This is a genomic window from Mesorhizobium sp. B2-4-15, from assembly GCF_006658505.1.
Lineage (GTDB): Bacteria > Pseudomonadota > Alphaproteobacteria > Rhizobiales > Rhizobiaceae > Mesorhizobium.
Map to the genome: position 1 here is coordinate 36,801 of NZ_VFUZ01000024.1, position 23,167 is coordinate 59,967.

The window sequence follows — 23,167 nt, forward strand, 5'->3', positions numbered from 1 at the left end:
CGACGACGGACGCTGGTCCCGTATCAGAGCCTTTGCGCATGCCACTTCAGATGGTCGTCCATGAACGTCGAAATGAAGAAATAAGAGTGATCATAGCCGTCCTGCACGCGCAGTGTCAGGGGAATGCCGGCCTTGGCGCAGGCTGCTTCCAGGAGCCACGGCCTCAGCCCATCATTGAGAAATCCGTCCGACTTCCCTTGATCGACGAGGAACTCCGGGAAGCGGTGGCCGTCCTCGATGAGCGAGGTGGCATCCCAGTTCCGCCATGACGCCTCGTCCGCGCCGAGATATTTCTCGAAGGCCGGCCTCGACCAGCCGGCGGTACTTGGCTGCACGATCGGGGCAAACGCCGAGCAGCTCTTGAAGCGCTCGGGATTCTTGAGCGCGATCGTCAGCGCGCCATGCCCACCCATCGAGTGGCCAAAGATCGCCTGGCGCGTCATGTCGGCCGGAAATTCCCGCGCGATCAACGCCGGCAGCTCCTCGGTCACATAGGAATACATGCGATAGTTCCTGGCGTAGGGCGCTTGCGTCGCATCGACGTAGAAGCCGGCGCCGCTGCCGAACTGCCAATTCTCCTTCTCGTCGGGAATATCGGCGCCGCGGGGGCTGGTGTCGGGACAGACGACGATCAGGCCAAGCTCGGCGGCCATCCGCCTGTACTCGCCCTTGTCCATTACATTGGCATGGGTGCAGGTCAGGCCGGAGAGGTACCATACGACCGGACAAGGTTTTTCACGGGCCTGCGGCGGCACGAAAACGGCAAAAATCATGTCGCAGGAGCAGGCATCGGAAGCGTGGGAATAGACGCCCTGCACGCCGCCATGCGACCTGGCAGAGGAGATGGTCTTCATCCGGTCCGACATGTGGTTCTTCTCCGCCTTTGGATTGTTCACGGGCGCCTGTCTAAGGCATTGACCGGGATCACGGCAAGGCTGGTGGATTGGACCATGACCGGCGGCACGGGCATTTTTTAGCGCCGCCGGTGTTGCGATCTTGCATGTCCTGAAGTGGCCGCAACGCGAGGGGCCCGGAGGCTACCGGCCGGGCCTTCCCTGCACGATCCGATCGATGATCATGGCGCAGAGCAAAATCGCGAAACCCGCCAGCAGCCCCTGCCCCACCGCCGCATATTGAAGGGCGTTCAAGACGTCCTCGCCAAGTCCCTTGGCACCGATCAGCGAGGCGATGACGACCATGGACAGGCACATCAATATGGTCTGGTTGATGCCGGCCATGATCGAGGGCATCGCAAGCGGCAGATCCACCCGCGTCAGCAGAAACCACCTTGTGGCGCCATAGGCCTGCGCGGCTTCGCGGACGGCCGACGGCACACCTTGCAGGCCAAGCGCCGTCAAACGCACCACGGGCGGCGTGCCGAAAATCAAGGTGGCGATCACGCCGGGGGGTTTGCCGATGCCGAACAAAGCGATCACGGGGATGAGATAGACGAAAGCGGGCATGGTCTGCATGAAGTCCAGCACCGGCCGCAATGCCGTGTAGACACGCGGCCTGCGCCCACACCAGATGCCGAGCGGAATGCCGATGGCCAGGCAGAGGACCGCTGCGGTGCCCAGCAAGGCCACTGTCTCCAGGCTTTTTTCCCAGAAGCCGAGGACGGCGAGATAGGCCAGTGCGGCGGCGGTGAAGATGGCGACGCGCGGCCCCGCCAATTGCCAGGCAAGGACGAGGATGATCGCCATCGTCACCGGCCAGGGCATTCCCGTCAGCGCATAGGCCAGGCCGTCGAGAACCAGAGATATCGCCCCGGTGACCACGCCGAACACGCCTTCTCCGCTATGCGATATCGCCGCCATCAAGCCATCCAGTCCGGAGGACAGGGCGACCTGCCAGTCACGATTGGACGGCGCGACGGTGAGCCAGGCGGCCGGTGCCGCGATGGCGAAGCGATAGACGGAAAGCCCGTAGGCGAGGAGACAGAAGACGAGCGCTCCCGTGGCGAGCGGATAATCGAGCCCGTGCCGCAGCGTGGGCTGCGAACGCCATCGCGCGAACCGCCGCTCAAGCATCCTGTTGGCGAGAAATCCGGTGATGAGCTTGGCAACAAACAGCGTGAGGAGACCCGCTCCGATCAGCAGCGGCACTTTCGCCCTCGCCGTTTCGACCTGCTGCCTGGCGGCGCTCGCGGCCTTCTCCAAGGCCGCGGCAGACGATTTCAGGCCTTCGGCATTGTCGGCTCCCGCCGCCGTCGCGGCCTTTGCCTGCTCGGCGCGCGCTTCGGCCTGCTTGGTGAGCCGTTCGGCCCGCGCCATCTCCGCACCGCCCAGATTTCCGGCAGCGCCAACACCGATCTGAACCACCGCCAGCATCTCGAGGAAGAAGGCGATCCAGAACAGCACCATTGTGCCACGGGCGGCCGCCCACACCGGACCCAGCAGCGCCGCCGCGATGTTGAACGGCCAGACGGCATTTCGCGCGTCCCTGATGCGGGCGAACATCTCGACGTAATAGGCCGAATTCTGGACCACGAATTCCCGGACAAGACCTTCTTCCGACGACCGGTCGTGCCCGACCATCGGCTTGGCTACCGGATCATGAGCGTTCACGGTCGTGCGCCCTTTCTCAAACCCTCGAGGAGAGCTTGCCTGTCGACGATGCCGACAATCCCGCCACCATCGGTTACCGCCAGTGGAGCGGCATCCTGGGCGGCGAGTTCGACAAGCTCGGCCAGCGGCTGCTGCGAGGCGACCTTGCGCAACCGATCGATATCCAGCATTGAGCGATCCCGTGCCCTGAAGCTCTCGACGGGTTCCATGATGCGCCGCGCGGTGATGACCGTCAGGCGCGAAATATCGGCGACGAACTTTGCCACATATTCGTGCTTCGGCGCGGTGACGATCTCCTCGGGCGTGTCGATCTGGATGATGACGCCATCCTTCATGATCGCGATGCGGTCGCCGATGCGGATCGCCTCGTCGAGATCATGCGTGATGAAGACGACCGTCTTGCCTATCGATCGTGACAGCGCGAGGAATTCGTCTTGAAGCTGCCGCCTTATCAGCGGGTCAAGCGCGCTGAACGGCTCGTCCATCAAGAGGATTGCCGAATCCGCGGCCAGCGCCCGGGCCAGTCCGACGCGCTGCTGCATGCCGCCCGAAAGCTCGTGGCAATAGCGATCGCCCCAGCCGGACAGGTTGACCTTGGCGAGCGCTGCCTCGGCGACATCGAAGCGACGCTGCTTGCTTGCCGCCTGGATTTCCAGCGGCAGGGCGACATTGTCGCGAACCGTCCGGTGTGGAAGCAGGCCGAAGCTTTGAAACACCATGCCGATCTTGCGGGACCGCAGCGCCCTGAGTTCGGACGGCGTCTTGGCCATGATGTCCTCGCCGTCGACGAAAATCTTGCCGGCCGACGGTTCGAGAAGACGGTTGATATGGCGGATCAGCGTCGATTTCCCGCTGCCCGAAAGCCCCATGACGCAGAATATCTCCCCCGGAGCGACCGAAATGCTGACGTCGGCCACGCCGACCACGCAGCCGAACCGCTTGACCACCTCGTCCTTGTCGAGGTGCTCGCGCAGGATAGCCGTCATCGCCTCCGGCGCCCGGGCGCCGAAGACTTTCCAGACATCGTTCATGACAATGGCGGCGGGACCGGCGGCGGCGTCCACGTCTATCGATCCCGCTCGGCGGCGAACAGGTGATGCAGGCTGTAAACCGTACGCCGGCCGACCGTCAGTGGCCGAACCACTTCGCCACGTCCTGAGGATGGGCCTTGATCCATTCCTTGGCCACATCGTCCGCCGGTTTCTTGTCGACTATGATTGCATACGCCCATTTGCTGATGTCGTCCGGGTTGAAGGTGATGCGCTCCAGCGCCGCGGTCAGGTCCGGCTGGCGTTGCGCAAGCGAGGCAGCATAGGCAACGTGCACGGTGGTGTCAGCATAGGCGGATGAGACTTTCGACTTTTCGAACCATTGCGGGTCGTCGTTGGGCTGCACGACGACAAATTTCGCCGGATCGTTTTTCGGCTCGGTCAGGAAGGCGAGCTTATAGCGGGCGAAATTCTGGTGCGGGCTGTAGCAGTAGCCGACCCATGGCTTGTCGGCCTTGGCGGCGCGGTCGAGCGAAGCTGCCGCCACCGCCTCGTCGGTCACCTGCAGGTCGAAGAAATCGGCAAAGCCATAGTCGCGGGCACGAACCTTCTCGATGTTGGTGGATTGCCAGCCTGACGCGCCGATCCAGATTTCGCCCTTGCCATCACCATTGGTGTCGAAAAGCTTGGCATTGTCCGGATTGGCGAGATCCGAGACATCCTTGATGCCATATTTGTCGACGGTGACCTGGGTGACGCAGTAGCCCTGCTTGGCCTCATAGCCGTTTTGCGCGAGCTTCACGGTGCCGGCGCCCTTCACATACTTGTCCACGAGGCCCTGCTGGTTCGGCAGCCAGACATCCGGCCAGATGTCCACCTCGCCCTTGTTACGGCTCATCGCCTCCCAGATCACCGGGACGGCGGTGGTGGTCACCGTCGAAACCTCCAGCCCCAATTCCTGTTGGGCGGCGTCCTTGATGACGTTCATGACCGCTGTCGCGGTGGCGTAGTTCGGATCGGGCATCGTCACGTCCGCGGCGAGCGCCGAGGACACAGGCATCAGCAACAGAGCGCCGAATGCCGTTTCGAGTAGGTAGCGTTTCATGATGTTCCCCATTGCGCTGATTTCGTTCAGTCTATCCATCAGGTTAGCGGAACGCGCAGCCAATCCATCCCAAATTTCCTCGCATTAGGAAAAACGATGAGCCGCATAAGGTCATCACCTCGCAGCCGCATGCTCCTGACTGGATGGCACCAGATCAGGATGACGTTTCGCCATCCTGATCTGTCTCTTTGTTGGAGCATGATCTTTCCCGAAAACCGGTTCCCACTTTTTGGGGATCATGCTCTAGAAATACGCCTGATCCGGCTCGCTGGCCTTGCGCGCGGCAATGAAAGCCTGCAGCGCCTCGTCGATGGCCGGATCGAGGCCCGGGTCCTGATACTCATCGAGCAGCCGTTTCCACTGCCGGTTGGCGCGCTGGGCGGCGTCGAGGCGCCCATCCTCGTTCCACTGTTCGAAGGAATTGTTGTCGCTGCTGGTGGACCGGTAGAAAGCCGACAGGAAGTTGGACTGCGTGTGTGCGCTGCCGAGGAAATGCGATCCCGGTCCGACCGCTTCGATCGCCTCCATCGCCTGTGCGTTGGCCGATAGATCAATGCCCTCGAACAGGCTGGCGACCTTGCCGCAAAGATCGGCGTCGATGACCGTCTTTTCGAAGCCGGTGACCAGTCCGCCTTCCAGCCAGCCGGTGGCGTGGTTGATCACATTGGCGCCGGCAAACATCGACATCAGGATCCCCCATGTCGCCTCCTGTTCGGCTTGGGCGTCGGGAAGCTTGGATGCCGACAAGGAGCCGACAGTGTGGAACGGCACGCCGACACGGCGCGCCAGTTGCCCGCACGCCAGCACCATCTTGCCTGCTTCCGGCGTGCCGAAGGTCGGCGCACCGCTCTGCATGGAGATGGTGCTGGCAAAGCTTCCCATCAGGCAAGGCGCTCCCGGGTTGATCAGTTGCACAAGGCTGAGACTAGCGAGCGCTTCCGCCAGCACCTGCGCCAGCGTGCCGGCAACCGTGCACGGGCTCATCGCGCCGGCCAGAGTCCAGGGCGTGCAGGCAACCGGCTGGTTGTTGCGGGCATAGACCTTCAGCGAGCCGGACATGTTGGCGTCGAGCACAAGCGGCGCATTGGTGTTGGACACGTTGTAGAGCACGGCGTTGTTGGTGACGAACTCTTCGCCGAAGACGATCTTGGCCATGTCGACAGCGTCCTGTGCGCGCTTCGAACCGATGAAGGCACCCATGAATGGCCGGTCGGAATGGCGGATGTGCGTGTACAGCATGTCGAGATGTCGCTTGTTGGCCGGCAGGTCGACAGGCTCGCACACCACGCCGCCCGAATGATGCAGGTGCGGGATCATCTGATGGATTTTCACCAGGTCGCGGAAATCGCCGATCGTGGCATAGCGACGGCCACGGTCGAGGTCGTGGACGAAGGGCGGTCCCCAGGACGGGCACAGCACGGTGTTGTCGCCGCCGATCATCACCGTGTTGGCGGGGTTGCGGGCATGCTGCCTGAATTGGGAAGGCGCCGTGGCACGGATGATCTTGCGGCACATGCCCGGCTCGAAGCGCACCCTCGTGCCCTGCACGTCGGCGCCCGCCTCCCGGAAGATGTCGAGGATTTCGGGGTCGTCATGGAACTCCATGCCGATCTCCTTGAGCAGCCGGTCGGCATTGGCCTCGATCAGGCTCAGCCCTTCCTCGTCGAGGATGTTGAAGGTGCCGATCCTGCGGCTGATATAGGGACGGCGCGGCGCCTGCTGCGCCATGCGCTGGCCCTGCCTTCCAGCCCTGCCCCCGGTTCGGGGTGCGTGAGCTTCGGTGGTGATCGTCGCGTCCGTGTTCATCTTTTTCTCCGACATCAGGCAAGCGTGAAGGCAGCCGGTTCCGCGGCATGGACGCCGCGCAGCCGCATATTGCCGGGATCATAGGGGGCTTCGCGAAGTTCCCGCGCCGCGAGTTCCTTTCCGAGGATAGAGACGCTCAACCCTCCGGTCGGGACACCGGGGCGCAGATAGGCAAGCGCAATGGTCTTGCCGGTGCGGAAGCCATGGGCGCCGGAGGTGACGATCCCGACCGGCCGCTCCGCCTGCATCACGGCATGGGCGTAGAAAGGCAGCCTTTCGGCGTCATCATCGATTTCGAGAAGCACCATTCTCCAGGCGCCATCGCCGACGCGTGCGAGCATGGCCTCGCGGCCGACGAAATCCCGTCCCTCGGTTTTGACCAGGGCGTCCAACCCGGCTTCAAGCGGCGTCCGCTCCGTCGTCAGGTCGGCGCCCCAGGCACGATAACCCTTCTCCAGCCGCATGGCGTTGAGGGCGTGGATGCCGAACGGGCGCAGGTCGAAACGTCGGCCGGCCCTGGTGATCGAATCGTAGAGCTTGCCGAATTGCGCCAGCTGGACATGAAGCTCCCATCCCAGTTCGCCGGCATAGGACACCCGGAGCGCCGCCGCCTTGATGCCGGCGACACGGATGATCTGGGCGGAAAGCCAGGGAAATCCCGCGTTGGACAGATCGGCCTCGCTCACCGTCTGCAGCAGATCGCGGGCACGAGGGCCCATGACGGCGAGCACGCCGCGCCTTTCAGTGACATTGTCGATTGTCACATTCGCAAAGGCCGCGGCACGAGTGCGCAGCAGGTCCTCGTCATGCCGCTCCGCCACAGCGGCGCTGGTCAGGTAGAACCAGTCATCGCCGAGGCGGGTCACCGTGAATTCCGACGCGACGCCGCCCTTTGCCGTCAGCACATGGACGAGGCCGATGCGACCCTGCCGCGTTGGCGGGCGATTGGCGCCAAGCGAATCCATGAAGGCGCTCGCCCCGGGGCCGCCAACTTCGAACTTGGAAAAGGCGGACAGATCGATGGCGCCGACGCCATCGCGCACGGCGAGACATTCGCCGCGCGCCGCTTCGAACCAGCCGGGCCGGCGAAAGGTCAGCGGCGGATCGCGATCGATCCCGCCGATGGCGAACCAGTTCGGCCGCTCCCAGCCATAGGCGGCGCCCAGCACGGCGCCCTGGTTTTTCTGGAGGTCGAGCGCCGGTGTGGTGCGGCGCGGGCGCCCGGCTTCACGCTCTTCATAGGGATAGTGGATGCCGAACTGCAGACCGAACCCTTCGACCGCCCTGTCGATGCGATAATCCCGATCGGCATAGTTGCCGAACCTGCGTGGATCGATGGCGAGCGCGTCGCTCGGCGGCGCCCCGTCGACGATCCAGTCGGCGAGGAAACGTCCGGCGCCGCCGCCTTCCATCACCCCCATGCTGGAACCGGTCAGCAGCCAGGCGTTATCAAGGCCGAATGCGGGACCGATCAGAGGATTGGCGTCCGGGGTGAAGGTGATGGGCCCGTTGACCACCGTCTTGATGCCGGCATTGGCAAGTGCGGGGACGCGCTCCATCGCCAGCGCGATGATATGCTCGACGCGGTCCAGGTCAGGCGGCAGCAACTCCATGCCGAATTCGGCCGGCACCCCGTCGATTGCCCAGGGCTGGGCCGACTTTTCATAGGGGCCGACGATATAGCCGTCGCGTTCCTGGCGCAGATACCAGCTTTCTTCGGGATCGCGGATGATCGGCAATTCCTTGGCGCCGGCGGCAATGCGATCGGCGATTTCAGGCACCCTGTCGGTCACGACATACTGGTGCAGCATCGGCACGACCGGCAGGTCGAGCCCCATCATGGTGCCGATCTCACGGCACCAGGTGCCGGCGGCGTTCACCACATGCTCGGCGGTGATGTCGCCCTGCGTCGTGCGGACGAGCCACTCGCCGGATGCCTTCCGTTCGATCGCCAGGACGGGATTGTGGCGGACGATCTCGGCGCCGCGCGAGCGCGCGCCGGCCGCCATCGCGTTGGTCGCCAGCGTCGGATCGACATGGCCGTCATTGGGCTCGTAGATCGCCCCGATAATGCCGTCGGTCAGGCAGAGCGGATAGATCTGCTTGAGTTCTTCCGGGCTCAGGATGTGAAAATCATGGCCCACGAACCGGCCGAGCCCCTGAACATGGCGGAATTCGTCCATGCGGTCCCGCGAGCGGGTGATGCGCAGTGCGCCGCTGGCATGGAAACCTGTTGGCAGCCCGGTCTCGGCGGTCAGGATTTCCCGATAGAGCCGCACCGAATGCGCGCGCATCTCCATGATCGTCGCATTATGGGCGAAATGCGTGCAAAGGCCGGCGGCATGCCAGGTGGAACCGGCGGTCAACTCATGCTTCTCGACGAGGACGACGTCGCCCCAGCCGCGCTTGGCCAAGTGGTAGAGCAGGGAAACGCCCATGGCTCCACCGCCGATAATAACGACACGGGCATGCTGCCTCATGAAATTGTCTCCTCGCAGCCGCGCATCCGCGCTCCAGTTGGGTCATAGGGCGGCTTGTCGAGCGCCCTCAGCATATGGCGCGTGCCGGCCACCGCGATCTCGTAGTCGGAGGCCAGCACCTGTGCTTTCGTCTCACCCGGCTCGCAGGCAACGTAGCCAAGGCAAAGGCTCAAGCCGGTGCGTGAACCAAGACCGCCCGACGTGGTCAGGCCGGCAAGTTTGCCGTTCCGATAGATCGGCTCATCGTGAAGCAGAAGCGGATTGGCGCCGTCGACCGCGAAATGCAAGAGCCGGCGGCTGACGCCCCCGGCCTTCTGCGCCAGCAGCGGCTCACGGCCGATGAAATCGTTCTTCTTCCAGGAGACCGCGAAGGACAGGCCAGCCTCCAGCGGCGTGTCCTTCGGGCCGATATCGTGCCCCCAATGGCGATAGCCCTTTTCAAGGCGGCAGCCATCCAGCGCATAATGGCCGCAGAAGACGAGGCCGTAGGCGCTGCCCGCCGCGGCGATCGTGGCGAGCAGGCTTTGCGCGCATTCGACCGGCACGTAGAGCTCGAAGCCGAGTTCGCCGACGAAGCTGACGCGGGTGGCCCGGACACTGACCATGCCGATGTCGATGCAGCGCGAGGTCGAGAACGGGAAAGCGGCATCGGAAAGATCGGCGTCGGTCAGGCTTTGAAGCAGGTCGCGGGAGCGCGGCCCCATGACGCCGAGCACGGCTTCCGAAGACGTCGCGTCGAAGACCGAGACGTCGAGGCCAAGATCCTCAGCATGGCGCCTGATCCAGGCAATGTCCTTCTGTCTGGTCGCCGCACCGGAGATCACGCGGAATGCGTGGGCGCCGTCGCGGGTCACGGTCACGTCGGCCTCGATCCCGCCCCGCGCATTGAGCATCTGCGTATAGACGGCACGGCCTTCGGCGACATCGACGTCGTTGGCGCAAAGCCTCTGCAACAACGTCCCTGCGTCGCGGCCAACTATGTCGAGCTTGGTGAAAGGGGAGAGCTCGAACAGGCCGACGCCCTCGGCCATGCGGCCGGCTTCCGCTTTCGCAGCACCCCACCATGGCTGCGCGCCGACCGAATAGCGGACTGCTCGTGCGGCCTCATCCCGGCCGAACCAGAGCGGCCGCTCCCACCCTGTCGGCGCACCGAAAACAGCGCCGGCAGCCGCGAAAGTCTGGTGAAAGACAGAACGCCTGACGTCGCGGCCCGCGCTCGGCTGCTTGTAGGGCCAGTGCATACGGAACAGATCGGCGACCGCTTCCTCCATCCGGGCGCCGACAAAGGATCTAGACGCGGCGGACCGGTCGAAGCGGGCAATGTCGAGCGCCCACAGATCAAGGCCTGGCTCGCCGTCGACGATCCATTCGGCCATCGCCTTGCCGGCGCCGGCCGAAGACATCATGCCCGTGGAATTGAAACCGGCGGCGACATGGAAGCCGCGCAGGTAAGGCGACTCCCCCATGAGCGGCCGCGTGTCGGGCGTGAAACTCTCGGGGCCGTTCATGAAGTGCCTGATGCCGGCTTGCGAGAGCGCCGGCAGAAGTTTAAGTCCGGCCGACATGAACGGTTCGAACTGATCCCAATCCTCCGGCAGTTCGAGGAATGGCCTATCGCCAGCCGGTCCGCGAACGTCGAATATCTTGGCATTCGGTTCGAACCCACCCAGAACCAGCTTGCCGGAATCGCCCTTGATGTAGATGCCCTCGTCGAGGTCACGCACGATGGGAAACGGATCCTGCAGGCCCGCAATCGGCTCCGTCACCACATACATATGCTCGACCGCCTGCAGCGGCACCGGAACGCCGGCCAGAGCGCCGATATCGCGCGCCCAGGCGCCGGCGCAGTTCACCACCGTTGCGCAGTCGATTGTGGCGCCGGACGCCAGCTTGACGCCGGCGACCCTGCCGTTCTTCGTCACGAAGCCAGTGCAGACGGCCCCTTCCAGGATGCGAATGCCGGCGGCGCGTGCGCCCTTGGCATAGGCCGCGCAGATGTCGACCGGATTGGCCTGACCATCCTCCTCGACCCACAGCGCGCCCTCGATGCCATCCGGGACGATGCCGCGCACGCGCCCCGCAACGCCAGCGCCGTCGATCATCTCGACCGTCAGGCCACAGACATCGCCCATATGCGCGATACGCTTCAGCTCATCCATTCGCTCCGGCCTGCGCGCCAGCCACAGGCCGCCTGTGCGCCGATACCCGGAGGCCTGGCCGGTCCGCTCCTCCAAGCGTGGAAACAATTCGGTCGCATATTGCGCAAGCCTTGTGAGATTGAGGCTGGCGCGCAGCGGACCGACGATGCCGGCAGCATGCCAGGATGTGCCGCTGGTCAGTTGGTGACGCTCCAGCAGAACGACGTCGGTCACCCCGAGTTCGGCGAGATGATAGGCTATGCCGAGGCCAATGACGCCGCCGCCAATGATCACGATGCGTGCGCTGTCATTCACCGGGCAAATACCTTTGTTGGGATCGAACGGCGCGATCTTTTCCCGGCAAGCCTCTTGCACTCAATCGAATTTTTGCAACATTAGGAAAACTTATGAAGACATCGCGGACTGGAGTTGGCGGATGAAGAGCGGCGGTTTCGATTTCAACCTGTTTCGATCCATCGAGGTCTTTGCGGCCGTCGTGGAGACAAGGCACGTCACCCAGGCGGCCCAAATGCTGGGCATGACGCAGTCCGCCGCTTCGCAGCACCTGAAGAACCTCGAGACCGCGCTTGGCGTCAGCCTGATCGACCGCAATCTGCGCCCGATCGAACTGACCAAGGCAGGCATCGCATTGCATCGCCGCGCCATTGCCATCCTGGCCGAGGTGGAGGGGCTACGCACCGACGCGCGGCGGGTCAATGCCGCGCCGCTGCCGCTGCTGCGCGTCGCGCTTCTGGCCTCGATCGCGACGACACTGGCGCCGGCGCTTTCCGTGCTGGCCAGGAACACCTTCGGCATTCCTGAACTCAGTCTCTTCGCCGGCCTGGCGACCGATCATGTCGCGTTGTTGCGGGCCCGGCGCGCGGACCTCGCCGTCACCTCCGGCGAGCTTTTCGAGATCGAGGGGCTGACGCGTTATCCGATCATGACGGAGAAGTTCCTGCTGGTAACGCCGAAGGGCTTCGCGGGCGATGTCGGCGACATCTTCAAGCTCTCCAAGAAGCTGGCCTTCGTGCGGTTTTCCAGGGAAACGCCGGTAGGCCTGCGGGTCGACCAGCATCTGAGCCGGCTGCGCATCGAAATCCCGCGCACCATGGAAGGCGACCGTTCGAGCGTGGTCATGGCGCCTGTCGCGGCCGGGATGGGCTTTGCGATCCTGACACCGACCCTGCTCATCGACGGGCTGGCGGAAGGCATGGAGATCGATGTGCACGCTTTGCCGTTCACCGGGCTGTCGCGCAACATCCTGCTGGTGGCGCGGGAACGCGAACTGGGCAACCTGCCGGAAGCCTTCGCCACGCGCACCGCCGAGGTGCTGACCAATGCGATCCGTACGCGCCTGCCTGGCCTTCCTCCCGATTGTTATGTGGTCGACCGCCCCTCATCGCAGGACTAATCGGCTCCATCATTTAAACTGATGGATATCTTTGGCGGTTCACACATTCCTCATTCAGTGTTCAATCCCTGCCAGGTTCCCAACACAGGAGACGGGCATGAATGCTCCTCACGCTCATTCTAATCTGGAGATCGACTGGTCGAGCGAGGCGATCGTCGACCGGCGAAACCGCTTCTATGCGGCCTCGCAGCGCAAGTTCGTGCCCTACAAGGACCCGCTGATCATCAAGCGCGGCAAGGGCCAGTATGTCTGGGATGACAAGGACCGCAAATACATCGACCTGCTCGGCATGAATCTTTGCATTTCCGTCGGCCACGCGCACCCGCAGGTGGTGAAGGCCACCACCGAGCAGCTCGCCGAACTCACACATTGCACGACGATGTTCTATCACCCGGTTCCCGCGCAATATGCGGAGGAACTGGTGGCGACGATGCCAGGGGGCCATGACTGGGTGGTGCATTTCACCAACAGCGGCGCCGAGGCGATCGACCTTGCCTTGCTGATGGCCCGCAGCCACACCGGCAACATCGATATGCTCGCACTTGCCTCGAGCTATCATGGCGCCACCTTCGGAGCCCAATCGCTGACGGGAATATCGGGATTTCGCCATCCCGTCCCACAGCTCGGCGGGGTGACCTTCGTGGCCGAGCCCAACCAGTATCGTGGTATCCACGGCGAGGGCGTCGAGCCCTATTTGAACGAGGTCGAGCGGGCCATAGCCACTTCAACCAGCGGCAGGTTGGCTGGCATGATCATCGAGCCGGTACAAGGCTATGGCGGCATCGTGCCGATGCCCCACGGCTACATTTCCGGCGCGTTCGAGCGTGTGCGCGCGGCTGGTGGCCTTTGCATCATCGACGAGGTGCAATCGGGCGTCGCACGCACCGGCGATGCCTTCTGGGCCTTCGAAACGCACGGTGTCGTTCCCGATATCGTCGTTGTCGCCAAAGGCGTCGGCAATGGCATCCCGCTTGGCGCCGTCATCGCCAAACGAGACGTCGCCGAATCCATGGCGGACAAGTTTCTTTTCCATACTTACGGCGCCAATCCGGTAGCCTGCGCGGCCGGACGCGCGGTTCTCAAGGTGATCCGCGAAGAGCGCTTGCAAGAGAATGCGCGAACGGTCGGCGCCGCACTGAAGACGAGGCTGCAGGAGCTCAAGAACCATTCTCGCCTGATCGGCGACATCAGGGGGGAAGGTCTCATGCTTGCCATCGAGTTGGTGAAGGATCAGACGACGAAGGAACCCGCACCCGAGGCCACACTCGCGATCTTCGAAGAAAGCCGGCGCAACGGCCTCGTTGCGAGCCGATCCGGACCTTATAGAAGCGTCATCAGGATGTGCCCGCCGCTTTGCCTGTCGATGGCGGACGTCGACGATGTGATGGAGCGATTTGTCAGGAGCTTCCAGAGCATCACAGCTTGATGGTCAACCGTTCGCCATCGCCCGGCAGAATGAGGATCACGCTCCCTCCGTGTTCCAGCCTACGCGCTGTGCGAGACATCCGCGCTGTGCGAGACATCGAGGCAAAGGGCCTGCCATCGGCCTAATCTTTGCGGAACACCGTGCGGGCCGCTGACGAGGAGCGCCGAGGCATGTCCAAGAGCAATCAGGACTTCCTGATGGAGAAATGCAACGACGCGGCGACGGGCAAGCCTACGCTCCATTCTGCGACAAGATCAGGATATTCGGCGGCGCCAACAGGTAGCGCCCCCGGAAACGATCTCCACAGGGCGTAAAGGCCCGCCTCGGCTCCAGCCGGGGCGGGCCAGCATTGACGTGGTGGACTTCGGATGGGCAATGCCAGGGCCGAGGTGAGGCAGCGCCACATCGAGAATTGCACGAAGGCGGATCCCGACTATGGCGCGGCGCCTCATTCGACATGTCGCTCGGACCGGGGCGGCACATTCGACAGCAAGGGACCAAGTCCCTCGGCGATCGTCAGGTGCGTGATGACGGCGTCGCGCAGCTTCGGATAGGGCAAATTCGCCAGCATCGCCGTCTGCACCGCAGCCAGGACCTCGCCGGCCTCGGAGCCGATCATCGTGAAGCCGAGGATGCGGTCGTCGTCGCCGGCCACGACCACCTTCATGAAACCCTCGGTTTCGTCCGTCGCCTCGGTGCGCAGCACCGCACTCATCGGCAGCCTGGCGACCCGCACGATGATGCCCTGGCGCTGCGCCTCGCCCTCGCTCAGGCCGACGCGGGCGAGCGGCGGATCGGTAAACATCGTGTAGGGCACCAGCCGGTCGCGCGTGCTGCGATGCCCGCCGGCAAGATTGTCCCTGATGATGCGGAAGTCGTCGACCGATACATGGGTGAATTGCGGGCTGCCAGCGCATTCGCCGAGCGCCCAGACGTCGAGTGCGGCCGTCTCCAGCCGTTCGTTGACACTAATAAAGCCACGGGCGTCCAGCGCGACGCCGGCCTCGTCCAGGCCTATGCCGGCGGTGTTCGGGACGCGGCCGGCGGCAACGAGCAGATGGCTGCCCTCTATTGTCCGCTCGCCCGAAGCGGTGCGCACCGTCACGTTGACCTCTTCGCCGGAGCGGCCGCGCACCACAAGAGGTTCGGCGCCAACGAGAAAATCGATGCCTTCGATCTCGAGAAGCCGCTGCATCTCTTCGGCGATGTCGCGGTCCTCCCGACCGACAAGCTGAGGTCCGGCTTCGATCACCGTCACCCGGCTGCCGAAGCGTCGATAGGCCTGCGCCATTTCCAGCCCGACATAACCGCCGCCGAGCACGATGAGATGCGGCGGCAACGTGTCGAGCTCGAGGGCGCCGATATGGGTGAGCGGCTGGGCTTCCTGAAGGCCGGGAATGCTGGGGATCGCCGCATGCGTGCCGACATTGATGACGACCTTATCGCCAGTGAGCAGGCGCGTGCCGCCTTCGTTCAGCGCAACTTCAATGGTCTTCGGACCAACGAAGCGCCCGCTGCCCATGATCAGCTCGGCGCCGCTGGTCTTATACGCATTGAGATGGAAGGCGATCTCGCGCTCGACCATCTCCTGCTTGCGTCGGCGGACCTTCACCATGTCGGTCGAGACCGGCCCGGTGACGGTGCCGAACTGGGCGGCGTTGCGGGAGAGGTGCGCGACGCGGGCGCTCCACACTTCGTTCTTGCTGGGCAGGCAGGCGACGGCGGGACAGGAGCCGCCAACCCAGCGGCGCTCGACGACCGCGACGCGATGGCCGGATCGGCCCAGATGCCAGGCAAGCGCCTTGCCGCCCTGGCCGCTGCCTAGGATCAGGAAGTCATAATGTTCTGGTTGGGGCATGAGCTTTCTCCGCTGCATTCCGGAAAGGATAATGGCACATCCGACGGCAAGCGGACGAGTCCGTTCGCCTGCCGTCGCTCTTTACGCTTGATGCCGGACTAGCCAGGCAAGCCGTCAGCGCTGCCCGCCGGAGGCGGTGATGCGTTCGCCCGTCAGCCAGGCCGACTGGTCGGAGGCCAGGAAAACGGCCACGCGGGCGATGTCGTCGGGCTGTCCGAGCCGTCCCATCGGCAATGTCGCGCCGATGGTCCTGGCCGTCTCGCCTTCGATGCCCGCAACCGCCAGGCCTTCGGTTTCCGTCATGCCCGGGGCGATCGCGTTGACGCGGATCTTACGGGCGGCGAGTTCGTTGGCGAGCGCCTTGGTGATCGTGTCCACCGCGCTTTTGGAGGCCGAATAGACGACCGAATTCGGCACCGGGTTGGCACTCGAAATCGTGCTGAGATTGATGACACTGCCACCATGGCCGTCAAAAACCCTTGCCGCTTCCTGCGTCGTCAGGATCGTGCTCAGCACGTTGGTATCGAATTGGCGATGAAATTCCGCTTCCGTCACCTCCTCCAGCGGCCCGAAACGGTAGACGCCGGCATTGTTGACGAGGATGCTAGGTGTGCCGAAGGTGGCCTTCGCCTCGGCGAAGAGCCGCTTCACGTCGGCGCCCTTGCTGACATCGGCCTGGATCGCAACGGCCTTGCCGTCGTCGCGCAGGATGTCGCCAACCACCTTGTCCGCGTCTTCCTTGCTCGAGCCGTAGTTGACCACCACCGCGGCGCCCGCCTTTGCGAATTGCCGCGCGATTGCCGCGCCAATCCCTTTCGAGGCGCCGGTCACGATCGCTACCTTGCCTTTCAACTCATCCATGATCTTTCTCCTTCCTGTGAACCGCCGCCAATCGGCGTGTTGGTCAGGAGATAAATCATGCATCATGCAGCGGGTAGCGCCGCTGACATCATATGATATATACGTATCTAGTATGAATGATCGGCTTCAGCAACTTGCGATCTTCGTCCGCACGGTCGAGACCGGAAGCTTTTCCAAGGTGGCCCGCGAGTTCGCGTTGTCGCAGCCTTCCGTCTCGCGCACGGTGGCAGCGCTCGAGGAGCGGCTCGGCGTCAAGCTGCTGACGCGGACCACGCGCCAGCTCTCCCTCACGGATGCAGGCGAAGCGCTGCTTTCCAGGGCGCGCGAGGCGCTTGCCGGCGTAGAGGAAGCGGAAAACGCCGCGCGCGGCGCGGACCGGCTGTCCGGCGTTCTGCGTGTGGCGCTGCCGGCGACCTTCGGCGCCAGGCAGATCGTGCCGCTCTTGCCTGGTTTCCTCGATCGGCACCCCCAGCTCAAGATCGATCTCATGATGTCCGACCGCTACGAGAACCTCGTTGCCGAGGGCGCCGACATGGCGCTTCGTCTCGGCAGTCAGCCGGATTCCAGCTTCGTGGCGCGCAAGCTTGCCACCGCCCGTCGCCTCTTCGTCGCTTCGCCCGACTACCTTGCGCGCCGTGGCACGCCGAGGACCCTTGCCGACCTTGCTCAACATCATCTCGTCGGCGGCCCGGGCGACGGCGGCGAGCAGAATTGGACGGCCCATCGTGATGGGGTGATCGAGGTCCACCCGGTCGATCCGCGGGTGCGGACCCGTTCGGCGACAGGCGCGGTTGCCTCCGCGAGCGCTGGTCTGGGCATCGCGATCGCCTCGGCATGGATGTGCGCCGAAGAACTCGCCTCCGCGAGATTGGTGGAAGTCCTGGCCGATTATCGGCTCGAGCCCACAACCGCATATGTGGTCTTCCCGGCAGGGCGGCGCCCTTCGCAGAAAGCGCGTGCATTCAGCGATTACCTCGAACAGGTGCTGGTGACCGACCGGTAATCGAACCGCTCGCTGAGGCGACATTGCAGTGCCAGTCACGCCAGAGAGATGCGAACACGTGCATTGCTCCCCGACCAACGAGGCCAATGCGGCACCATGGTGCTGGGTGGCGATCGCCTTGTGCCGGGCTGGCCAATCGTCGGGCGGTCCTCATATAGTACCTCCATCGTAGCTTGCGGACGCGGCGGACAGATGGACTATCTTCCGGTGAGGGAAAACCGCATGCACCCGTCCGGAGCCTCAACGAAGGGAGAGAACCTTGTCGTCTGCCGATGATCTGGAACGCTGGCCGGACCTGCCTTACGCGGCCTGGAAGGACACGTACGAGACCCTCCACTTGTGGACCCAGATCGTCGGCAAGATCCGCTTGATGCGCGAGCCCTGGCTGAACCATTCCTGGCATGTGCCGCTTTACGTGACCGCTCGCGGCTTGACGACCTCGCCGATCCCCATGGGTGGGCGAGCATTTCAGATCGATTTCGATTTCATAGACCATCTGCTGTGGCTGAGGACGAGCGACGGTCACATCCGGCAAATCATGCTCGCGCCCAAAACCGTGGCGGAGTTCTATGGCGAAGTAACGCTCGCGCTGGACGAACTCGGGCTCACGACGCCGATCTTCACCCAACCGTCCGAGATCGCCGACGGCGTCCCGTTCGATCAGGACCGTGTTCATGCCGCTTACGACCGCGACTATGCCAACCGCTTCTGGCGCATCCTGCTTTCGACGCACGCGGTCTTTTCGCGATTTCGCACGGGATACCTGGGCAAGGTCAGTCCCGTGCATTTCTTCTGGGGCGGTTTCGACCTCGCGGTCACGCGCTTTTCCGGCAGGCGGGCACCGCTGCATCCCGGCGGCGTGCCCGGCCTGCCGGACACGGTGGCCCGCGAAGCATATTCGCACGAGGTGTGCAGTGCCGGGTTTTGGCCGGGTGGCGGCCCGATCGACTACCTAACCTTCTATTCCTATGCCTATCCGGCGCCGGAAGGCTATGCATCGGCTGCTGTCCAGCCACCACAGGCGTTCTTCTCCAAGGAGTTCGGTGAATTCCTCCTGCCCTACGATGCCGTGCGCCGGGCGCGGGATCCGGAAGCCACGCTCATGTCGTTTCTGCAGAGCACCTACGAGGTGGCGGCCGACCTCGGCAAATGGGATCGCGACGCACTAGAATGCTCCGTCGGCGTGCCCTGTCGGCCGCGCCCGCTGTAGATTGGTGGCGGCCATGCCTTGCGCAATCACGCGTCCAGGCACCGCCGCCAGGGGCGACCGACAAAGGAATGGCGTGAACGACGTAAACTTTTTTGTTCGACAGGCGTTGTTCGTTCTCCAGACCGGGAGACAACCATGCCAGATGAAATCGCAAATCGCCGGCTAGGCCGCCAAGCAACGCCAGCGCAACATCGGTACTCCTCGATCCGTCGGCCAGCAGCCTATCGGCGTCGTGAAAGGTCGGTGAGATGTATTTAATAGCCTTCGCGACGGATTACGACGGCACTCTTGCATATAACGGGACTGTCTCAAAAAAGACCATCTCCGCGCTCGAGCGGCTGAAAAAGACCGGTCGAAAGCTTATCCTGGTCACCGGCCGCGAATTGCCCGACCTCAAGCAGGTCTTTCCCGAGATGGCGCTGTTCGACAAGGTCGTCGCCGAAAATGGGGCGTTGGTCTATACGCCGGCCAGCGAAGAAGAACGCACCATTTCACCGGCGCCCTCGCCCGACTTTGTCGCCGCGCTGAAGAAGCGCGGCGTCAAGCCGCTATCGGTCGGGCGCTCGATCGTGGCCACCTGGGAGCCTCACCAGGCAACGGTGCTCGAGGTCATCAAGAAACTGGGACTGGAACTCGAGATCATCTTCAACAAGGGCGCGGTGATGATCCTGCCGAGCGGCATCAACAAGGCGACCGGGCTTGCCGCTGTGCTGGAGGATCTTCGCCTGTCGCCGCTCAATGTGGTGGCGGTCGGCGATGCCGAAAACGACCACGCCTTCCTGAAAGCCTGCGGCTGCAGCGTCGCCGTCGACAACGCGCTGCCGGCGGTGAAAGACACCGCCGATCTCGTGACGCGCGGCGCACGCGGCAAGGGCGTCGAGGAACTTATCAGCAAACTGATCAAGCAGGATCGCGCTATCGTGAAAAAGGGGCGCGACGGCGTCCTGCTCGGAACGGCAGGCGGCAAGGACATCCATCTGTCGCCGATCGATACGGTCCTGATCGCGGGGAGTTCCGGCATCGGCAAATCGACGCTGGCCACGGCGCTCACCGAACGGTTCGTCGAGGCGGGTTTTCAGTTCTGCATTTTCGATCCGGAAGGCGACTATGACGGCCTTCAAGGTGCGGTTGGGCTGGGCGACGGTTCGAGCGTGCCGACAAAGCAGCAAGTGCTCGATCTGATCGAAAAGCCTGATACCAATGTGATCGTCAACGGACTGGCTCTGCGTGTCGACGAACGCCCCGACTTCTTCGCCGACCTGCTGCCGGGCCTGGGCAATTTCCGTTATCGAACCGCAAGGCCGCATTGGCTGGTCATCGACGAAGCGCACCATCTTCTGCCCAGCCGGCGCGACGATACCCGTGCCGTGCTGTCCCTGGAATTGCCGGGCACGATCCTCATCACCGTGCATCCGGAGGCGGTCTCGGCGGATGTTCTGCGCCTGGTGACGGCGGTGATCGGCGTTGGCCCAACAGCCAAGAGCGTCATCCAGACATTCTGTCGTGAGACGAGAACCGAACCGCCAGGGCAAATGCCTTCGCCAAAGGGAGACCGCGTGCTGTTCTGGCGCCCGCAAATGGGCAAGAAACCAATGACCGTGAAGGTGATCGAACCGCGCCAGTCGCTCAGGCGACACAGCCGCAAATATGCCGAAGGCCAACTCGACGAGGCCGGCAGCTTCTATTTCAAAGGTCCCGACGATGCGATGAACCTGAGGGCGCACAATCTGATGATTTTCGCCCAGATGGCGGAGGGCATCGATGACAAGACCTGGGACTATCATTTACGCGCCGGCGACTATTCCGAATGGTTTCGCCACCAGATCAGGGACAAGGATCTGGCGCGCGAAACGGCAGCCGCCGAAAAGGACAAGACGCTATCGCCGCAAGAGAGCCGCAAGATCGTGCTCGACGCGGTGCGCCGGCGTTACACCGCTCCAGCCACAGCGCCGGAAGAGTAGGTTCAATCGCTCATCCGCGTGCTGCCACGGATACGAGCCGGCAAGGCAGGCCAATCCGGCATCGTGGTCAAGTGACAAGATCCTCGATCCTGATCGGCAGGTCGCGAATGCGTTTTCCCGTTGCATGATAGACCGCGCTTGCCACGGCGGCCGCGGTTCCAACATTGCCGAGCTCACCCAGTCCCTTGACACCGGCCGGATTGACCTCGTGATCGATTTCCGGAACCAGGATCACCTCCACCTCCTTGATGTCGGCGTTGACGGGGACCAGATAATCTTGCAGGTCGCGGTTGACGTAACGCGCGTGGCGCTGGTCGATCTCCGTCGCTTCATGAAGGGCCTGACCGATGCCCCAGATCATGCCGCCCATCAATTGGCTTCGGGCGGTTCGCGTGTTCATGATGCGCCCAGCGGCAAAGGCGCCGACCAGTCGTGGTACCCGAACCTCCCGCGTATGGCTGTTGACGCGAACCTCGACGAACTCCGCGCCGAAAGCATATTTTACCGAATCCTGATCCTGGTCGCCGCCGTGGAACTCCGACTCCCCGGCATAGAGTTTCTTCAGCGCCTCCGGCGAGGAACCCCGTGGCGCGAATTCCGCATATTCCTCGATCGCGCCGATCTGCATGGTCTTGAAGAGGTCCGACAGAGCTGCCGACTTGCCATCATCGGCAACGATCTTTTCTCCTGCCATGTCGAGCTTCGCATTGCCGGAACCGGCAAGCGGACCACCCTCGCCCACGGCGGCCGCAAACAGTTTTTGACGCACCGCATCGCACGCCTTGAGAACCGCGGAGCAGACACTGGCGGTGGAGATCGAGCCTCCCGACACCGGTGCCGGCGGCAGGGCACTGTCACCCATTTCGACGCTGACCTTGTCCAAGTCGACGCCGAGGCGTTCGGCGGCCATCTGGCCGGCCACGGTGCGCACGCCGGTGCCGATTTCGTGCGAGCCGCACTGCACCCGGACCTGGCCATCCGCTGTCAAACGAATGCGGGCGGCACACGGCGCTACAGCGGTCGGGTAAATGGCGGTCGCGCATCCCATGCCGACCAGCCAGTCCCCGTCGCGCATCGAACCTACCCTTGCCTCGCGCCTCGACCAGCCGAACGCCCTGGCGGCCTGTTCATAGCATTTGAGCAGCGACCGGCTGGAAAAGGGCTTTCCGCCGATCGGCTCCTTCTGCGGCTCGTTGATACGTCGGAACTCGATGGGATCCATGCCAAGCGCCACCGCCATTTCGTCCATGGCGTTTTCCAGCGCATAGACATAGGGCGTCTCGGGCGGCGATCGCATGTAACCCGGCGTGTTCCGGTCGGCACGGACCAGCGAGACATGCGTCAGCACCGAGCCATAGTTGTACATGCGGGCAGTGGCGGAGGCGCCGCCGACAACATAGGGATCGGGCCGGGACGTGACCTCCCAGCCCTCATGCGCGAATGCGGTGATGTGACCGTCCTTGCCTGCTCCGATGCGAATGCGGTGACGGGTTTCTGCCCGATAGGTCTGCGTGCCGAAAGCCTGCATGCGGCTGACCACGCAGCGCACCGGCCGACCCACACGACGAGCGGCGACCGCCACGATCGCCGTACGAGCCGTCATCGGTCCCTTGGAACCGAATGCACCGCCAACATAGGGGCTGATGATACGCACATTGGCCGGATCGATCTTCAGCTGCCTCGCCAGTTCGATCTTCCAACCGGTGACGTTCTGGCTGGGCTCATGCACGGTGAGTTGGTCGCCCTGCCACCATGCCGTGGTTGAAAAGAGCTCGATAGGATTGTGATGTTGGGTGGGTGTCGAATATTTCTGGTCGATCTTCACTTCGGCCGAGGCATAGGCGGAATCGAAGTCGCCGACCTTGGCGTCCTCCTTGTACATCGGGCTTTTGCCGGCGGCCGGTTCGATCTTGGTTCCCTGGGAATCGAAGCTTGCGCTCGGGTTTTCCTGCGCGTAGTCGGCCTCAATCAGCATCGCGGCTTCTTCGGCTGCCTCGAAGCTCTCGGCGATCGTCAGGGCAATGATCTGGCCATCATGGAAAACGGTCTTGTCGTGCAACGGACCGATCGAACTAGCGCCGGTATTGCCGAATTTCGGCTTTTCGATCTGATCCATGTCGCCGATGCTGACGATGTCGAGCACGCCGGGGACGGCTCGCGCCCTGTCAAGGTGAAGAGCCTGGATCGCGCCCTTGGCAATCGTGCTGGTTGCAAGCGCGGCATAGGCGACATTCCCGGCGGCAAGGTCGGCGGAATAACCGGCCTGGCCGGTCACCTTCAGACGGGCATCGATACGGGGAACCGGCTGGCCCATGTTCTCCTTCGGCGCGGGAGCGGCTTGGTTCATAG

General features: G+C 63.5%; 15 protein-coding genes. 5 read left to right on the top strand and 10 right to left on the bottom strand.

Translation table 11 applies throughout. From position 1 onward, the window contains the following. Positions 1 to 23: 23 nt before the first annotated feature. The 7 genes from fghA to FJ930_RS23855 form a co-directional block, all read right to left on the bottom strand. The gene (gene fghA, locus FJ930_RS23825; RefSeq protein WP_141840380.1) at positions 24 to 866 is read right to left on the bottom strand and encodes an S-formylglutathione hydrolase; all 843 of its coding nucleotides are present in this window, start codon (positions 864 to 866) and stop codon (positions 24 to 26) included. Between the two features lie 171 nt (positions 867 to 1,037). After that, positions 1,038 to 2,567 carry an ABC transporter permease subunit gene (locus tag FJ930_RS23830; RefSeq protein WP_210245377.1) on the bottom strand — a complete coding sequence of 510 codons (1,530 nt, stop codon included), beginning with the start codon at positions 2,565 to 2,567 and terminating at the stop codon, positions 1,038 to 1,040. Continuing rightward, the gene (locus FJ930_RS23835; RefSeq protein ID WP_140747305.1) at positions 2,564 to 3,598 is read right to left on the bottom strand and encodes a betaine/proline/choline family ABC transporter ATP-binding protein; all 1,035 of its coding nucleotides are present in this window, start codon (positions 3,596 to 3,598) and stop codon (positions 2,564 to 2,566) included. The genes FJ930_RS23830 and FJ930_RS23835 overlap by 4 nt, the downstream gene beginning before the upstream one ends. A 97-nt stretch (positions 3,599 to 3,695) precedes the next feature. Further along, a complete protein-coding gene (locus tag FJ930_RS23840) occupies positions 3,696 to 4,661 on the bottom strand; it encodes a glycine betaine ABC transporter substrate-binding protein (RefSeq protein WP_181763457.1) in 966 nt (321 codons plus the stop codon). Between the two features lie 243 nt (positions 4,662 to 4,904). Then, complete coding sequence (locus tag FJ930_RS23845) at positions 4,905 to 6,467, bottom strand: trimethylamine methyltransferase family protein (protein ID WP_141840355.1); 1,563 nt, start codon at positions 6,465 to 6,467, stop codon at positions 4,905 to 4,907. 14 nt (positions 6,468 to 6,481) lie between these two features. Beyond that, positions 6,482 to 8,947, bottom strand: a complete 2,466-nt coding sequence (locus FJ930_RS23850; RefSeq protein WP_141840356.1) for an FAD-dependent oxidoreductase — start codon at positions 8,945 to 8,947, stop codon at positions 6,482 to 6,484. After that, complete coding sequence (locus FJ930_RS23855) at positions 8,944 to 11,400, bottom strand: FAD-dependent oxidoreductase (RefSeq protein WP_141840357.1); 2,457 nt, start codon at positions 11,398 to 11,400, stop codon at positions 8,944 to 8,946. The genes FJ930_RS23850 and FJ930_RS23855 overlap by 4 nt, the downstream gene beginning before the upstream one ends. 121 nt (positions 11,401 to 11,521) lie before the next feature. Here FJ930_RS23855 and FJ930_RS23860 point away from each other — a divergent pair, with 121 nt between their 5' ends. Together FJ930_RS23860 and FJ930_RS23865 are read left to right on the top strand one after the other, a co-directional pair. Beyond that, positions 11,522 to 12,499, top strand: a complete 978-nt coding sequence (locus FJ930_RS23860) for a LysR family transcriptional regulator (RefSeq protein WP_181763458.1) — start codon at positions 11,522 to 11,524, stop codon at positions 12,497 to 12,499. 97 nt (positions 12,500 to 12,596) lie between these two features. Then, positions 12,597 to 13,925 (top strand): aspartate aminotransferase family protein, encoded by a 1,329-nt coding sequence (locus FJ930_RS23865; RefSeq protein ID WP_140747156.1) that lies wholly within the window; start codon positions 12,597 to 12,599, stop codon positions 13,923 to 13,925. A gap of 448 nt (positions 13,926 to 14,373) precedes the next feature. On the opposite strand, the gene FJ930_RS23875 is transcribed toward FJ930_RS23865, so the two are convergent. Further along, positions 14,374 to 15,783, bottom strand: coding sequence for a mercuric reductase (locus FJ930_RS23875; RefSeq protein WP_141840360.1), 1,410 nt, complete (start codon positions 15,781 to 15,783; stop codon positions 14,374 to 14,376). Between the two features lie 114 nt (positions 15,784 to 15,897). Further along, positions 15,898 to 16,644, bottom strand: a complete 747-nt coding sequence (locus tag FJ930_RS23880; RefSeq protein WP_141840361.1) for a glucose 1-dehydrogenase — start codon at positions 16,642 to 16,644, stop codon at positions 15,898 to 15,900. A gap of 112 nt (positions 16,645 to 16,756) precedes the next feature. Between FJ930_RS23880 and FJ930_RS23885 the strand changes: the two genes are divergently transcribed. The 3 genes from FJ930_RS23885 (at position 16,757) to FJ930_RS23895 (ending at position 20,818) form a co-directional block, all read left to right on the top strand. Next, positions 16,757 to 17,647, top strand: coding sequence for a LysR family transcriptional regulator (locus FJ930_RS23885; protein WP_141840362.1), 891 nt, complete (start codon positions 16,757 to 16,759; stop codon positions 17,645 to 17,647). 259 nt (positions 17,648 to 17,906) lie between these two features. Continuing rightward, positions 17,907 to 18,857, top strand: coding sequence for a DUF5996 family protein (locus FJ930_RS23890; RefSeq protein WP_246677003.1), 951 nt, complete (start codon positions 17,907 to 17,909; stop codon positions 18,855 to 18,857). Between the two features lie 248 nt (positions 18,858 to 19,105). After that, the gene (locus FJ930_RS23895) at positions 19,106 to 20,818 is read left to right on the top strand and encodes an HAD family hydrolase (RefSeq protein WP_141840363.1); all 1,713 of its coding nucleotides are present in this window, start codon (positions 19,106 to 19,108) and stop codon (positions 20,816 to 20,818) included. A gap of 67 nt (positions 20,819 to 20,885) precedes the next feature. Here FJ930_RS23895 and FJ930_RS23900 read toward each other — a convergent pair whose 3' ends face one another. Further along, complete coding sequence (locus FJ930_RS23900; protein ID WP_141840364.1) at positions 20,886 to 23,165, bottom strand: xanthine dehydrogenase family protein molybdopterin-binding subunit; 2,280 nt, start codon at positions 23,163 to 23,165, stop codon at positions 20,886 to 20,888. Between the last annotated feature and the right edge of the window lie 2 nt (positions 23,166 to 23,167).